At 49.4% G+C, this 14,022-nt stretch carries 13 protein-coding genes; 12 read left to right on the top strand and 1 reads right to left on the bottom strand.

Features of this window, described 5'->3' with window-relative positions; translation table 11 throughout:
• Window positions 1–294: 294 nt before the first annotated feature.
• Window positions 295–2,214 (top strand): propionyl-CoA synthetase, encoded by a 1,920-nt coding sequence (locus IOQ59_RS16060; protein ID WP_371871884.1) that lies wholly within the window; start codon window positions 295–297, stop codon window positions 2,212–2,214.
• 292 nt (window positions 2,215–2,506) lie between these two features.
• On the opposite strand, the gene IOQ59_RS16055 is transcribed toward IOQ59_RS16060, so the two are convergent.
• Window positions 2,507–3,358, bottom strand: coding sequence for an SDR family oxidoreductase (locus tag IOQ59_RS16055; protein WP_193954471.1), 852 nt, complete (start codon window positions 3,356–3,358; stop codon window positions 2,507–2,509).
• A 224-nt stretch (window positions 3,359–3,582) separates the two neighbouring features.
• Between IOQ59_RS16055 and gspE the strand changes: the two genes are divergently transcribed.
• The 11 genes from gspE to gspD all read left to right on the top strand — a co-directional run bounded on the left by gspE (window position 3,583) and on the right by gspD (window position 14,016).
• Window positions 3,583–5,307, top strand: coding sequence for a type II secretion system ATPase GspE (gene gspE / locus IOQ59_RS16050; RefSeq protein ID WP_193954470.1), 1,725 nt, complete (start codon window positions 3,583–3,585; stop codon window positions 5,305–5,307).
• Window positions 5,308–5,310: 3 nt separating this feature from the next.
• Window positions 5,311–6,531, top strand: coding sequence for a type II secretion system F family protein (locus tag IOQ59_RS16045; RefSeq protein WP_193954469.1), 1,221 nt, complete (start codon window positions 5,311–5,313; stop codon window positions 6,529–6,531).
• Between the two features lie 18 nt (window positions 6,532–6,549).
• The gene (gene gspG / locus IOQ59_RS16040) at window positions 6,550–6,999 is read left to right on the top strand and encodes a type II secretion system major pseudopilin GspG (protein ID WP_193954468.1); all 450 of its coding nucleotides are present in this window, start codon (window positions 6,550–6,552) and stop codon (window positions 6,997–6,999) included.
• Window positions 7,000–7,034: 35 nt separating this feature from the next.
• Window positions 7,035–7,481 carry a GspH/FimT family pseudopilin gene (locus tag IOQ59_RS16035; protein ID WP_193954529.1) on the top strand — a complete coding sequence of 149 codons (447 nt, stop codon included), beginning with the start codon at window positions 7,035–7,037 and terminating at the stop codon, window positions 7,479–7,481.
• On the top strand, window positions 7,474–7,878 hold the full coding sequence (locus IOQ59_RS16030; protein ID WP_193954467.1) for a type IV pilus modification PilV family protein: 405 nt from the start codon (window positions 7,474–7,476) through the stop codon (window positions 7,876–7,878). Before IOQ59_RS16035 ends, IOQ59_RS16030 begins: the two co-directional genes overlap by 8 nt.
• Window positions 7,875–8,573, top strand: a complete 699-nt coding sequence (locus tag IOQ59_RS16025; protein ID WP_193954466.1) for a prepilin-type N-terminal cleavage/methylation domain-containing protein — start codon at window positions 7,875–7,877, stop codon at window positions 8,571–8,573. The genes IOQ59_RS16030 and IOQ59_RS16025 overlap by 4 nt, the downstream gene beginning before the upstream one ends.
• Window positions 8,551–9,480 (top strand): type II secretion system minor pseudopilin, encoded by a 930-nt coding sequence (locus IOQ59_RS16020; protein WP_193954465.1) that lies wholly within the window; start codon window positions 8,551–8,553, stop codon window positions 9,478–9,480. The genes IOQ59_RS16025 and IOQ59_RS16020 overlap by 23 nt, the downstream gene beginning before the upstream one ends.
• A gap of 106 nt (window positions 9,481–9,586) precedes the next feature.
• Window positions 9,587–10,609 carry a PilN domain-containing protein gene (locus IOQ59_RS16015; RefSeq protein ID WP_193954464.1) on the top strand — a complete coding sequence of 341 codons (1,023 nt, stop codon included), beginning with the start codon at window positions 9,587–9,589 and terminating at the stop codon, window positions 10,607–10,609.
• Complete coding sequence (gspM, locus tag IOQ59_RS16010) at window positions 10,606–11,208, top strand: type II secretion system protein GspM (protein ID WP_193954463.1); 603 nt, start codon at window positions 10,606–10,608, stop codon at window positions 11,206–11,208. Before IOQ59_RS16015 ends, gspM begins: the two co-directional genes overlap by 4 nt.
• 1 nt (window position 11,209) lies before the next feature.
• Complete coding sequence (locus IOQ59_RS16005; RefSeq protein ID WP_193954462.1) at window positions 11,210–11,836, top strand: type II secretion system protein N; 627 nt, start codon at window positions 11,210–11,212, stop codon at window positions 11,834–11,836.
• Between the two features lie 5 nt (window positions 11,837–11,841).
• Window positions 11,842–14,016 carry a type II secretion system secretin GspD gene (gspD, locus tag IOQ59_RS16000; RefSeq protein ID WP_193954528.1) on the top strand — a complete coding sequence of 725 codons (2,175 nt, stop codon included), beginning with the start codon at window positions 11,842–11,844 and terminating at the stop codon, window positions 14,014–14,016.
• Window positions 14,017–14,022: the final 6 nt, after the last annotated feature.

Genomic DNA, 14,022 nt, shown 5'->3' with positions numbered 1-14,022 from the left:
TTTTTTGTGTCTGCAATCTGTGGCCAAATCCCCGTCATTTCTGAGCTTCAGCGCATGCTGCGCTGCAAAATCTTGATAAATCACTCACATTGTCGACAATCTGTCGTCAGTCCTTAGTCTTAGGGTTCAAGTCAATAAAATGGCTGTAGCCCTAATGGATACTGGATGTAAGCACCCTTATAAGCCTTTTGTATTAGTTAAATTGTGATCCTGTTCGGGTAAAGTAGCCTCAGTCAAACGGGTCAACTGTCTACAATAACTATAACGGCCCGTTACTTTCAGCAGATAACATAAATACAAGACAGAGAAAGGACCCGCGCTATGTCCTATCAAGCAGAGTACAACAAGTCCATCGAAACTCCGGAAGCATTCTGGGGTGAAAAGGCGGAAGCCATCGAGTGGTTTAAGAAGCCTGAAACTATCTTGTCCAAGGATGAGAACGGCATTGACCGCTGGTTTGCTGATGGTGAAATGAACACCGCTTACCTGGCATTGGATTACCATGTAGAAAACGGTCGTGCTGATCAGCTGGCCATGATCTACGATTCTCCAGTAACCGACACCAAGCGTAAGCTGACTTACCGCGAGCTGCGCGATGAAGTTGCTAAATTCGCAGGCGTTCTGAAATCTCAGGGCGTAGAAAAAGGCGATCGCGTTGTTGTTTATATGCCGATGATCCCTGAAGCGGTTGTCGCGATGCTGGCTGTTGCACGTCTGGGTGCCATCCACTCCGTTGTATTTGGTGGTTTTGCGCCACACGAACTGGCTGTACGTATCGATGATGCCGAGCCTAAAGTAGTGGTGACCGCATCTTGCGGTATCGAAATCTCCAAAGTTATCGAATATAAGCCACTGCTGGATTCAGCGATGGAAAAATCAGCGCACAAGCCGAATGCATGTGTTGTACTGCAGCGTCCTGAGGTGACTGCAACGCTGATTGAAGGTCGCGATATCGACTGGGCAACGGCGATGGAAACGGCAGAGCCGGCTGACTGCGTACCGGTTAAAGGTACTGACCCTCTATACGTTCTTTACACATCCGGTACAACCGGTAAGCCGAAAGGTGTTGTGCGCGATAACGGTGGTCATGCGGTTGCACTGAAATACTCCATGAAAGCGATCTACAACATGGATGCGGGTGATGTGTTCTGGGCCGCTTCGGATGTAGGCTGGGTTGTTGGTCACTCTTACATTGTTTACGGACCGCTATTAGCGGGTTGTACAACGGTTGTCTACGAAGGTAAGCCGGTTCGTACTCCGGATGCCGGCGCATTCTGGCGCGTATGTGCAGAATACGGTTGTAAAGCATTGTTCGCAGCACCAACAGCGTTCCGTGCAATCAAGAAAGAAGATCCGGATGCGGTGCTGCTGGCAAACTACGATCTGTCTAAGCTCGAAACAATCTTCATGGCGGGCGAGCGTCTTGACCCACCTACGTATCATTGGACTGTTGAGAAGACTGGTAAGCCAGTGATCGATCACTGGTGGCAGACTGAGACCGGTTGGTCAATCTGCGGCAACATGACAGGTATTGAGCTGAAAGAACCTAAGCCAGGTTCATCGACTGTTCCTGTACCGGGCTTCAATGTTCAGATCCTGGACACAGAAGGTAATGAGCTGCCAGCGGGCGAGCAGGGCTCTATTGCGCTGAAACTGCCTCTGCCTCCTAGCTGTCTGCCAACCGTATGGGGTGATTTCGAGCGTTTCCGTACCGGCTATCTGTCTGAGTTCCCGGGATACTACTGCTCTGGTGACGGTGGTTATAAAGATGAAGACGGTTACGTGTTTATCATGGGCCGTACCGATGATGTCATCAACGTTGCAGGTCATCGCTTGTCGACAGGTGAGATGGAAGAAATTGTTGCAGGACATGATGCAGTTGCTGAGTGTGCGGTTATCGGTATTAACGATCCGCTGAAAGGTCAGCAACCTGTTGGTCTGGTCCTGCTGAAAAATGGCGTAGACATCGAAGAAGATGCGCTGGAAGCTGAACTGGTTGCCTTGGTACGTCAGGAGATCGGTGCAGTGGCCTGCTTCAAGCGTGCGATTGTTGTTCAGCGCCTGCCTAAAACACGTTCCGGTAAGATTCTGCGTAAATTGCTGCGCCAGATCGCCGATGGTAAGGATTACACAATCCCGTCGACCATCGATGATCCTGCGTCTCTGCCGGAAATCCAAGAAATTATGGGAAGCCACGGTCTGGTTTCCGCATAAAACGAAGTTCCAACCCTTAGCTCAGTTTAGGCGATCCTCGGATCGCCTTTTTTCGTTTTGGGAGCGTAATGTTATGGATAAACTGATTCCCTTGTTGGGTCGCCTTTAGGCGACCGGCGCCTTAAAAGACGCCCTACAGTTCAAACCATATGAACTCGAAACACTGATTGCTCAGCCGAGCTACCTGAATCCGCAGGTTAGGCATTGAAACGCGACACTCAAACGATCTGCTTTGTAGGGGCTCCTTCAGGTGACCGGCGCCTTTAAAGGCGCCCTACAGAGAGATAGATTCTTACTTATTCTCATCATCCGATACCCGGCGCAGGATGCGGTCAAGCCAGCGGGCAGAGAGGAAGCGGCGCAGGTAAGCAAACAGGTACGTAGGGAAGGTGACGTAATAGCGCTCTTTCGGACGCTTACTTTCCAGTGCATGTATTACCCGCTTTACAACGGCCTCCGGTTCCAGCGTAAATGGATCGTTTCCGCGCTCGACATCCTGTTTTGACAGGCGCTTATTCACCGCGGCATAGACCTCTTTGTGGGCACTATTTTCCGTATCAATGTTCTCTTTAAATGCGTTGTAAGCATTGACGCGAAATTGGCTGGTGATCGGACCTGGCTCGACCAGCGAGACGAAGATATTGCTACCGTGAAGCTCCTGACGCAGGGTATCGGTTAAACCTTCAAGAGCAAACTTAGAGCAGTTATACGCACCACGATATTTTAGTGTGATTAATCCCAGCACTGAGCTGTTCTGAATGATCCGCCCGTAACCTTGTTTACGCATGATGGGCAGGACCTTACAGGTGAGTTCATGCCAACCGAGTAGGTTAGTTTCTAACTGCTGACGCAGGACATCACGGGTTAAATCCTCGACCGCACCTGGCTGACCGTAAGCACCGTTGTTAAACAACGCGTAAAGCTTGCCGTCGGTGTGCTCCAATACCCAATCGAGCGCCTGTGTGATTGAGTCACTGCTGTCCAAGTCCAGTATATGTGCTTCAAAGCCTTCCTTTTTCAAGCGCTCCACATCATCAGGTTTTCGTGCTGTGGCGAAAACGCGGTAACCGCGTAAGCGCAGTAAATGAGCGGTTTCGTAGCCGATACCGGTTGAGCAACCCGTGATAAGAATGTCCTTGTTCATAACCTGTCATTCGCGATGAGAAATGGTCGCAGCATGCTATCAGATTTACAGGGCTTTAAATAATTCATCAAAGATTTTCAGGCGACGTCGCGGGCAACAGAGGAATTGGGTCTATTATTGGAGATAGGTTGTTTGATCAAAATACATACAGATGTAAGGCGGTTATTACACCTTAACAAGGATCGTCTTGTATTCTAATGACTCTGGCACCGGAGGATATCTGGATGAGTAATTCATCTGAAGGGACCTCACTGGCAGTTGATTCTCAGGCGTTTGGCGAAGCACTTGTCGCAGCGGGATGCCTGTCTGATACCGACTTTTCCCGTGTGATGCAGATGCGGGCATCGAGCAGCGATGATACTCCAATTGCATCGCTGCTGATTCGATTGGGGCTAGTGTCGGAGACCGACATCGCCAACCAACTCGCCTCTATGTATGAACTGCCATTGGTTCAGTCACGTGATTTTCCTACTGATCCATTTATGGGTGATCGACTCTCATATCGCTTTCTCAAAGAAAACCATGTGTTGCCCCTTCATGAAGATGAAGGGCGTTTAGTCATTGCAATGGCAGACCCTCAGGACACATTTGCGGTGTCCGCTATCGAGGTCGCCACCGGACAAACCGTTGACTATCGAATAGGTGTTGCAACGGAACTGGATAACGCGATTGAGAGACTGTATGGAGAAGGTCACAGCAAGATGGGGGATATTCTCGCCGGTGTGGATGCCGACGAACAGGATCTCGAACAAGACATCGAACAGCTTAAGGATATGGCGAGTGAAGCGCCGGTTATTCGTCTGGTGAATTTGATTATCCAGCGTGCAGTGGAAGCACGTGCATCCGACATTCATATCGAACCGTTTGAAAATTGGCTTAAAGTTCGTTATCGCATTGATGGTGTTCTAAAAAATGGTGAAGCTCCGCCGGTGAACATGTCACCCGCAGTGATATCACGTATCAAAATAATGGCGAAGCTAAATATTGCCGAGAGGCGATTGCCGCAAGACGGTCGTGTCGAGATGCGTCTGCAAGGTAAAGACCTGGATATACGTGTGTCTACAGTACCCACCATGCACGGCGAAAGTGTCGTATTGCGTCTGCTGGATCGTGAAACGGTTGCGCTGGATTTTGATTCGCTGGGTTTTGATGATTTTTTGATGACGCAGATGAACTCTGTGCTTTCGATACCGCACGGAATGTTAATTGTTACAGGGCCTACCGGCAGTGGTAAAACCACAACGCTTTATACTGCCCTGAGTCAGCTGAATACCGAACAGAGCAAATTGATCACCGTTGAAGACCCGGTTGAATATCAGTTGGAAGGGATAAACCAGATTCAGGTGAAATCCTCCATCGGCCTTACGTTCGCCAGTGCATTACGCTCTATTGTCCGACAAGACCCTGACGTCATCATGGTCGGTGAGATGCGAGACCTTGAAACGGCCCGTATCTGTGTGCAGTCCGCATTAACCGGTCATATTGTACTGTCGACGTTGCACACGAATGATGCCGTCAGCAGCGTGACCCGACTGTTAGAGATGGGGGTTGAAGACTACCTGCTGACGTCCACGCTCAATGCGGTGATTGGTCAACGATTAGTAAGGCGCTTGTGTGATCACTGTCGGGAAGCTTACGAACCATTACCTGAGATCGTTGATGAGCTGGGGTTGCGGGGTTCGAAAGAGCATCCTATCACCCGATTATACCGACCGAAGGGGTGTGAGCAGTGCGGAGGCAGTGGGTATCACGGACGTATCGCCATAACTGAATTACTTGTGGTGACGGATGACATCCGCCGGCTGGTCTTGAAGCACGCAGACGCCGGTGTCTTGCTGGAAGCGGCAAAAGCGGCGGGTATGCGGACGATGTATCAGGATGGCTGCCGTAAGGCGCTGATGGGTTCGACCAGTATCGAAGAAGTCATTCGTGTGACACAGGAGGCATAGACAATGCCTCTCTTTCAATACCAAGCTGTTACCGCCGATGGGGAATCACGCAGTGGCTCACTGGAGGGGGCAGACGAGCAAACTGTCGTCCATCAGTTGCAGGCTAAAGGCCTTATCCCGGTTGCGGTGGAACCCGGGGAGAAAGGTTTCAGTATCACCCAGTTGCTTAATACACGCGTGGGTAGCGGGGGACTGAGTGATACGCGTTTGTTGGTATTTACCCAGCAGTTATCGGCTCTGATGCAAGCAGGGATCGCTCTCGACCGGGCACTGGATATCATGCTGGAAGTGAGTGACGATCAGCAGTTGTTAGATCTGGTTCAGCCGATTCAGGATGGTGTGCGGCGCGGTTTACCGCTTTCTCGTGTGTTGGCTGATGTGCCTGAAAGTTTCTCTCATTTCTACGTCAGTATGGTTCAGGCTGCAGAAGTATCGGGTGACTTAGGCAACGGTCTGGAGCAGCTCGCTTCCTATCTTGAACGCAGTAAACACCTGCGGGATCAGGTGCTATCTGCGCTGATCTACCCGATTATTTTGGTTATTGTCGCTGCGATTTCGCTGCTAATCATTCTTACCTATGTTGTGCCTCAATTTCAGACATTGTTTTCAGACATGGGGCAGGCGTTGCCACTGCCGACAGCGATCGTTATCGCAGTGGCGGAGGGGATACGGGCGTATTTTCACTGGGGTGTATTCGTGTTGATTGTGGCACTGCTCTATTGGCGTCACCTGCTGACAAAACCCGAGTTCCGTTTGTGGTGGCATCGAAAACGATTAGGGCTTTGGCTGATAGGGGGCGTTAATCAACGTATAGAAACGGCCCGATTCAGCCGCAGTTTAGGTACTTTAGTACAGGGCGGTGTCCCCTTACTGAGTGCATTGGGGATTGCACGGGAAACCATCGGGAACACCTGTATGGCGCAAGCAGTCGACAAAGCGACAAAAAGCCTGAAAGAAGGCAAGCACTTAGCGGGACCCTTGCAGGCGACCGGTTTGTTTCCTTCATTGGCATTGCAGATGATTCAGGTGGGAGAGGAAACCGGTCAGTTGGAAAGCATGCTGCTGAAGGTCGCGGATGTTTACGACCGCGAAGTATCAACGGCGATCCAGCGTACCTTGTCGATTCTGACCCCCGTGTTAATTGTTGGATTGGGCATCCTGATCGCCGGAATCATCATGTCAATTTTGGTAGCAATTATGAGTATCAACGATATTCCGATCTGAGTTGAGGAGAGTTTTGTTATGGCACGCGTATTCACGTCGAAACAAAGCAAGGCGCAAGGAAGACAACGCGGATTTACCTTGCTCGAAATCTTGGTCGTACTTGTAATTTTGGGACTGCTTGCCAGCTTGGTAGGCCCTCAGGTGTTTAAGCAACTTGAGGGATCGAAAAGCAAAACGGCCGCATTACAGATTGAAGAGTTGGGTGCTGCGCTGGATCTTTACCGGCTTGAAGTGGGAAGTTACCCGAGCACATCAGAAGGGTTAAACGCTTTGATCGAAGCGCCATCGGGAGTGTCTAGCTGGAACGGGCCCTATCTCAAGAAAAAAGTTATACGAGATGACCCTTGGGGAATGGCTTATCAATACAAATATCCTGGGGATCATGGTGAATTTGATCTGATGTCCTTAGGTGCAGATAAGAAAGAGGGCGGCGAGGGAGATGACCGTGATGTGGTGAGTTGGGAGTAACGCGCAGGAATTAATGTTATGAGGTAAAAGATCCGATGACAGCTAAGCGCCAATGCCTGAAGGGCTTTACGCTGTTGGAGTTACTGATAACGATGCTAATCGCAGTGTTGGCTATCGGCATTGTCGCACCTAGGTTTTCCGCGCTCATCCCCGGTGTAGAAATTAAAGGCGAGGCTCAAAAGGCTGCAGCACTGCTACGCTTCGCTCGCAGTCGCGCCATTGCCGAAGGTGATGTCATTACAGTGGAGCAAATAGAAGAACCGGTCGCGATTAAGGTGACAGGCGCCGATAGGCTGTATCAATGGCCGGGCAGTATCGAGCTAAAGGTCATGCGTGAACTGGGTTCGGATGAAGGGGAACCCGAAATCCTTTTTTATCCGGACGGAAGCTCGAGTGGTGGGGTGGTATCTCTTCAATCGGAAAACCGTCGTTTCCGAATATCAGTGGATTGGTTAACTGGCAGGGTGACGGTGTATGACTAGCAATCGTCGCAAAATGACAGGCTTCACCCTTATAGAGGTACTCGTTTCCTTCATCGTGTTATCGATGGCGCTGGGTGTGATCATGAGCCTCCTATCGGTTTCCATGCGAACCAGTCGTACTGCGGACACAGATCAATACGCCTTGATGTTGGCGGAATCTAAGTTAGCCGAGTTGGTGGCTACACCTGAATTGAGTGTAGGCCGATCTGATGGTGAATTCACCGAGCCGTATCGTTGGGAATCAATTATCGAGCCTTGGGAGTTCCCCGATCAGGTGCCGGGTACGATTTATCCGTTTATGCCGTATCGAATAGAAGTGTCTATTTTTTGGGGAGACCACGAGCGACAGCATTTCTCGCTTTCTACCATTTATGTCGTTGCAGAGGACACCTTATGAGTGTGCTGATGGCCAATGAACGCGGCTTTACGCTGATCGAGATGATCATCGCATTGGTATTGGCAAGCTTGCTGTCCGTCGTTATCGCCTCGGGCTTGCATCTGGGTATACGAAGCTGGGAAGTGGTATCTAACAAGGTAAACGAAGGTAGCGATACCTATGTTTCGATGCATGCGTTGCGTCGGGTATTGTCGTCTTTACGTCCGGAGCGGGTCCGGGATGATGATGGCAGACCACAGGCTGCGTTCTATGGCACCCAGAATGAAGTCATGTTTATCGCCCCCCTTGAGCAGATCGGCAACCAGGGTGATCTGTATTGGATAATGGTGAAAGAACGGATTGCGGAAAATGGTGATATGTCTCTTGTCCTCTACTTGCTGCCTTTCAACGAACAGACACAGTTCGACGATGACGAAAACGCTGTATTAAAGAATATCGTTTGGCAGGAGAAGATAGACGAAATCCTTCAGCTGGAAAGTGAAATCGTAGTTGGAAACCCGGATTTTTCAGGGATTAGCTTTGAATATCTACACATAGACAAAAACGGAGATGAAATATGGGAAGAGGAGTGGATTGAAAATAGCCAACTACCGCGGTCAATAAAGGTAACACTTGAATTTGGCCCGGACAACGCATGGCCCACTTTGTATGTGTTGCCGAAGACGAGTGCCTATGAGTTTAAAAAATTACTCTAAAGCACCTCACGGCTTTGCGCTGATTGCTGTCCTTTGGCTGTTGATATTGCTTTCGTTGATTGCGATGCAAATATCCTCAGTGACGCGCTCTGAAGCACAACTGGCGAGAAATATGACTGTTGGTAGTCAGGTTCAGCATGCGGCTGAATCGGGTGTACGTTGGGCGATATGGAGCCTGACTTTGCCGCAAGAAGAGCGGTGGTTAGCTGACGGTAGCGTGCAAAAAATGGAGTTCGATCGCACCAATATTGCCGTGTCGCTGCAAGATGAAAATGGAAAAATTGATATCAATATGATCACGCCTGCGCATCTGACTAAACTGTTCGAGGTCGCAGAAGTAGATGAAGAGATCGCAACACCGTTGGTGGATGCAATTCTGGATTGGCGTGATGAAGATGACCTTAAACGCCTGAACGGTGCGGAAGACGAGGACTATCTGGCCGCAGGTTATGAATATGGCGCAAAAGATGGAATTTTCGAAAGCGTTGAGGAGTTGCAAAAAGTATTAGGGATGGAGCCTTGGATCTATAACGCCATTAGCCCAGCCCTGACCGTCTATTCATTAAAGAATGGGATTAATCCGTTGGTTGCGCCGCGCCTGGTTCTATTATCGCTGGAAGGTGCTGACGAATATATCGTGGACCAATACATTGAAGACCGGCGTTTGAATCATGAAGACCGCTTGCCCCCTCCTGAAACACCACCGCTGCAGGGTAAGTTTATTTCACCAAGTTTACAGGGTGTCTACTACACTATTTATACAGAAGCCGTTGCTGGACAGTATGGAAAGGCATTTAAACAAGTTGTCGTTCGTCGCCGAAGTGCTGCAGCCAACGCACGATTCGATCTGATAAAAAGCAGTGAGAAAAAGGAGCCGTTATTCATAGGATTGGAGTCTGACGATTAGGTGACTTCCAATGGCAAAACAGAGCACCTCGCCAAGTTTAAGAACCGGAGCATACCAGCTGTATGATCGGCTAGGAGAGTTTTGGTATTGGTGGACTGGTGAGTTAATGGGGGTTTTACCCTCAACACTACGCAATAAGTTGCATCGTCGCGGTCAGTATGTGATGGCCGAATTGCATGACGGGCATTGCAGTATTCGTTACGGCAGCCGCGGTAACCTGATGCCTATCACCCGCTTTGCCATACAAGAAGAGCCCTTGATTGCGGACGACATTCGGCAACAGTTATCTGAGCTCGGTCACAAAGCCGATCAGGTTATACTCTTAATCCCTCCAGAGATGTTACTCACCAAAACGCTTCAGTTACCCGCCGCAACGGAAAACGGTCTGGAAAATGTTCTACGTTTCGAGATGGACCGTCATACCCCGTTTACAGCAGAGCAGGTGTACTACGGATATCGAATCATCGAACGGGATACAAAAACGCAGCGTATCAGTGTTGCGTTGAAGCTGATGGCCCGCGCCAAATTGGATCCATTACTCAAGGCGCTTGAGGTAAGTGGCGTTCACCCGACGGTTGTGGCACCGGCTGCAGAAGCCAGTAGCGATCTGTATTCAGTCAATATTCTGCCCAAATCCATGCAACCGCCGCAAGATAGAAAAGCGAGATCGCGCCGCTGGCTGCTCTTCGTATTGTTTATTACCTTCATTCTAGCGGTCACTGTTCCGGTATATCAGCAAGAAGCGCGGGTGGAATCGCTTCGCACCGAAATTTCTGCACCAAAAGCATTGGCAGAAAAGGCGCAGGTTGTGAACGAGCAAGTGAAAGTGCTGACTGAAAGTCGTCAGTTTTTAGTGAATAAAAAGAACAGTGCACCCTCAGCACTGATTCTTCTGAATGAACTCACACGACTCCTTCCTGATCATACGTGGATCAGCCGATTTGAGTTACGCGGACGGGATATCAAGCTCCAGGGTGAATCAAACGAGGCCTCCGAGTTAATCGGGTTGATGGAAGGGATGGGGTATTTAGGAAATGTTCGATTCTCCTCCCCTGTAACCTCCAACCCCCGCAACCAAAAAGAGCGCTTTGTGATCGTTGCACAACTACTGCAAGAGGAGGCGCTGTGAATACGTTGAACCCCAGACAGAGCCAATTACTTGCAGTCGGTATTTTATTGCTGGTGGTACTACTGGTCGTCCTCTTTTTTATCCAGCCACTATTTGCTCGTTATCAGTCGTCGAGCGAAGAGATCGAGCAGCTAGAGCAGCGAATGGCTGTCTATGAGCGGGTCGCTTCCGGACTGCAAAGCAGTGAAGAGCAGTTGGAAACGTTGCGTAAAAATAATCCTATCGCTGATCTTTATTTAGCGGAGAGCAAACCAACGTTAGCTGCCGCAGAGCTGCAAAAGAAGCTGAGCCAGATGGTCACGTTGTCTGGCGGACAGGTTGTTAGCACGCAAATTCTTCAAAAGAATACCGATTCAGTTCTGCCCACCGTAGCGTTGCAGATTCATATTCGTAGTGAGATCGATGAGTTAGCCGATCTTTTTTATAAGATCGAATCAGGCAAACCTCTGCTGTTTATCGAAAATCTTGTTATTACATCTGCTGTAAGGCGGGTGGTGCAGCGCAATAATCGAACCCGCAGACAGCCGCGAGTGAAGCGCACATTGCCCTCGCTGGATATTCGTTTTGATCTGATCGGACATAGCGGTAAAGGGGAATAGAATGACAAGACTTTTGTTCTCTTCAGCCTATTTTTCTTCTGCATTGGCGCTCGCAATATCATTGCTGGCAATGCCTGTTTCTGCGGATAACGGGTCTCAACTTGGCGATAAAGATACACCTGACCAATCACTAACGTTGCCAGACTATCCACCGTTGGACACCTTTGACGAAATTAGTAAACGTCCACTATTCACTTCTACCCGCCGACCAAAACCCAAAGAGGATCAGTTTGCTGAAGATGTTACTCAGAAAGAACTGATGGAGAAGTGGCAGCTGGTGGGCGTGATACTGAGCAAAGACACCCCACTGGCGCTTATGTCTGAAAAACAAGGAGATAAGCGGATGACACTCGCGGTGGGGATGCCATTAGATCAAACATGGGTTATCAGTGAGATAGGCAGTGACTTTGTCGTACTAGACGGCAGTGGAGACCAGGCAAGACTAGAGCTCTGGCAACCGCGTGACAAAAAAGTAACTAAGAAGCCCAGCCGTACGCGCAGTAGTGGAAATAATGAACAATCATCCGATCAGGATCAAAAAGCAAAAACGAATCCCAGACCACAGCGTGTACCGGGGGCTCAAATTCGTATCCCACCACGTGACAATAACGGTAGCAACGGAGGTTAATCGTGATGGAAGTGAAGCGTTTATTAGGATATAGCCTGTTATTTTCAGCGTGTGCGTTCGTGAGTTCGTGCAGTCTGATGCCGGGTGGTGAACGAGAGAGCTTCGATAACCCATGGCACAAAAAAACAGATCAGACCGTGTCGGTGCATCAAGAACAATCGGCAGATGTGCCCGCTGACGGGAGTAAGCTAAAAGGGGCGGAGCGCTTCAAAGACCAGTTTAGCGTCAATGTCGTTGACGATGGACCCAGTGAAGAGCTTTATCAAGGTTCGGGTTCAATGGTTAATCTCAGTGTTGCCGGACGGGAACGAAGTGAACCGGCTGATGGAGATATCACGCTCAATTTTCAGGATGCCGAAATTGGTGAGGTCGTAAAAACCATCTTGGGAGATATTCTTCAGAAGAACTATGTATTGGACGAGGATGTCCGGGGTACAGTGCATCTGCAAACCAGCCGTCCACTTTCTGCCGATGAGTTGATCCCCACACTCGAAACATTACTGCAGTTTAATGATGCCGTGTTACTCAAATCTCAAAATTTCTATGAAATCGTACCGGCCGATAGAGCGCCATCCGGTGCTTTTGTGCCGCGAATCCAATTGAAGGCAGGCAGCGGATATCAGGTTTTGATTCTTCCCCTACGGTATATCGCCTCTTCAGAAATGATGAAAATCCTGGAGCCGCTCAAGCCAGAGAGGGGGTTAATTGAAGTAGACGAGCGTCGCAATTTATTGACGGTGGCAGGCACGGAGGAGGAGCTGACCAATATCCGTGAAACCGTGCGTATCTTCGATGTTGACCAGTTAAAAGGGATGTCAGTTGGGTTATTCCGATTGAAATCAGTTGAGGCCGATACAATTGTTGAAGAACTTGAAGCTATTTTTGGCGATGCTGCCGATGGCCCGTTGGCGGGATTGGTACGCTTTATGCCAATTGAGCGCTTGAATGCCCTGTTGGTGATGACACCTCAGAAGAAGTATTTAACCGACGTAAGAGTATGGATCAATCGTTTGGATCGTGCAGAAGATCGGCGTGGTTTGAATATGTATGTGTATTACGTACAGAATGGCAAGGCTGATAACTTAGCCGAAATGTTGGGTGAGCTATTTGAAGGGCAACGTCGTAGTCAGCGTCTTCAAAATGAGCGGAATGAACTGGAACGTCCTGCAGCGACACCGAATGAAAGCGGCTCACAAGAGGCTGCGACAGATGGAGGGAATGAAAGAAACGACGCGTTACGCACAAAAATCTCTGCTCAAACGGGGGATGGTTCAAGTCTTGATGTGGGTGATGTGAGCATTATTGCTGATGAAGAGAATAATGCGCTGCTGATTCTCGCGACCCCAATTGACTATGAAAAGGTGCACGATGCAATCGTCAAGCTGGACGTGTTGCCATTACAAGTACTGGTAGAAGCAACTATCGTTGAAGTCTCGCTGCAGGATGAATTGCGTTACGGCCTTCAATGGTTCTTTAAATCATCGCTGGATAATAAATCTGCGCGGGGTAGCTTGGGGAACATTCCGATAGGGACAACGGATGACTTCTTCCCGTCAGCCAACTTTGAAGTATTCGATGCGGTAGGTACCCGACTGTTGCTGAATGCCCTCGCACAAGATTCCAAATTAAACGTTATTTCGTCTCCGTCATTAATGGTACTCGATAATCATACAGCGACCATCCGTGTTGGGGATCAGGTTCCGGTGCGTACCTCCGAAACTACGGCCAACCAAAGTGATAATCTCAATACAACCAGTACGATTCAGTTTAAAGATACAGGTGTACTACTTGAGGTTACGCCACGCGTGAATGCGGGTGGCATGGTCGTTCTTGATATCAAGCAGGAGGTGAATGATGTGGATCAGACCACAACATCAGGGATTGACTCTCCGACTATTATCCAACGTCAGATTGAGACCAGTGTTGCTGTACAAAGTGGTGAAACACTGGTGCTTGGCGGTTTGATCAAAGAAAACAAGAATCAAAGTAGCAGCGGGGTGCCAGGCGTACGTCACGTGCCGGTTTTAGGCTGGCTATTTGGTGGTGAAGGGAAGTCGCTCGACCGCACTGAGCTGGTCGTCATGATTACGCCGACAGCCGTGACTGATAAAGACGAAGCGCGCGAAGTGACACGGGAGTATCGTGAAAAGCTAAGGGGCGTCACCATGCCAGATAGCTAAACGCCA

Source organism: Pontibacterium sinense (genome assembly GCF_015209595.1).
GTDB lineage: Bacteria > Pseudomonadota > Gammaproteobacteria > Pseudomonadales > Balneatricaceae > Pontibacterium > Pontibacterium sinense.
The sequence above is the reverse complement of the archived record's forward strand: the minus strand, read 5'-3'. Positions and strand labels throughout refer to the sequence as shown.

Coding starts and splice junctions, on each gene's coding strand:
- IOQ59_RS16055 (WP_193954471.1), bottom strand. CDS start 3,358: ATGAACAAGGACATTCTTATCACGGGTTGCTCAACCGGTATCGGCTAC.
- gspE (WP_193954470.1), top strand. CDS start 3,583: ATGAGTAATTCATCTGAAGGGACCTCACTGGCAGTTGATTCTCAGGCG.
- IOQ59_RS16045 (WP_193954469.1), top strand. CDS start 5,311: ATGCCTCTCTTTCAATACCAAGCTGTTACCGCCGATGGGGAATCACGC.
- gspG (WP_193954468.1), top strand. CDS start 6,550: ATGGCACGCGTATTCACGTCGAAACAAAGCAAGGCGCAAGGAAGACAA.
- IOQ59_RS16035 (WP_193954529.1), top strand. CDS start 7,035: ATGACAGCTAAGCGCCAATGCCTGAAGGGCTTTACGCTGTTGGAGTTA.
- IOQ59_RS16030 (WP_193954467.1), top strand. CDS start 7,474: ATGACTAGCAATCGTCGCAAAATGACAGGCTTCACCCTTATAGAGGTA.
- IOQ59_RS16025 (WP_193954466.1), top strand. CDS start 7,875: ATGAGTGTGCTGATGGCCAATGAACGCGGCTTTACGCTGATCGAGATG.
- IOQ59_RS16020 (WP_193954465.1), top strand. CDS start 8,551: ATGAGTTTAAAAAATTACTCTAAAGCACCTCACGGCTTTGCGCTGATT.
- IOQ59_RS16015 (WP_193954464.1), top strand. CDS start 9,587: ATGGGGGTTTTACCCTCAACACTACGCAATAAGTTGCATCGTCGCGGT.
- IOQ59_RS16005 (WP_193954462.1), top strand. CDS start 11,210: ATGACAAGACTTTTGTTCTCTTCAGCCTATTTTTCTTCTGCATTGGCG.
- gspD (WP_193954528.1), top strand. CDS start 11,842: ATGGAAGTGAAGCGTTTATTAGGATATAGCCTGTTATTTTCAGCGTGT.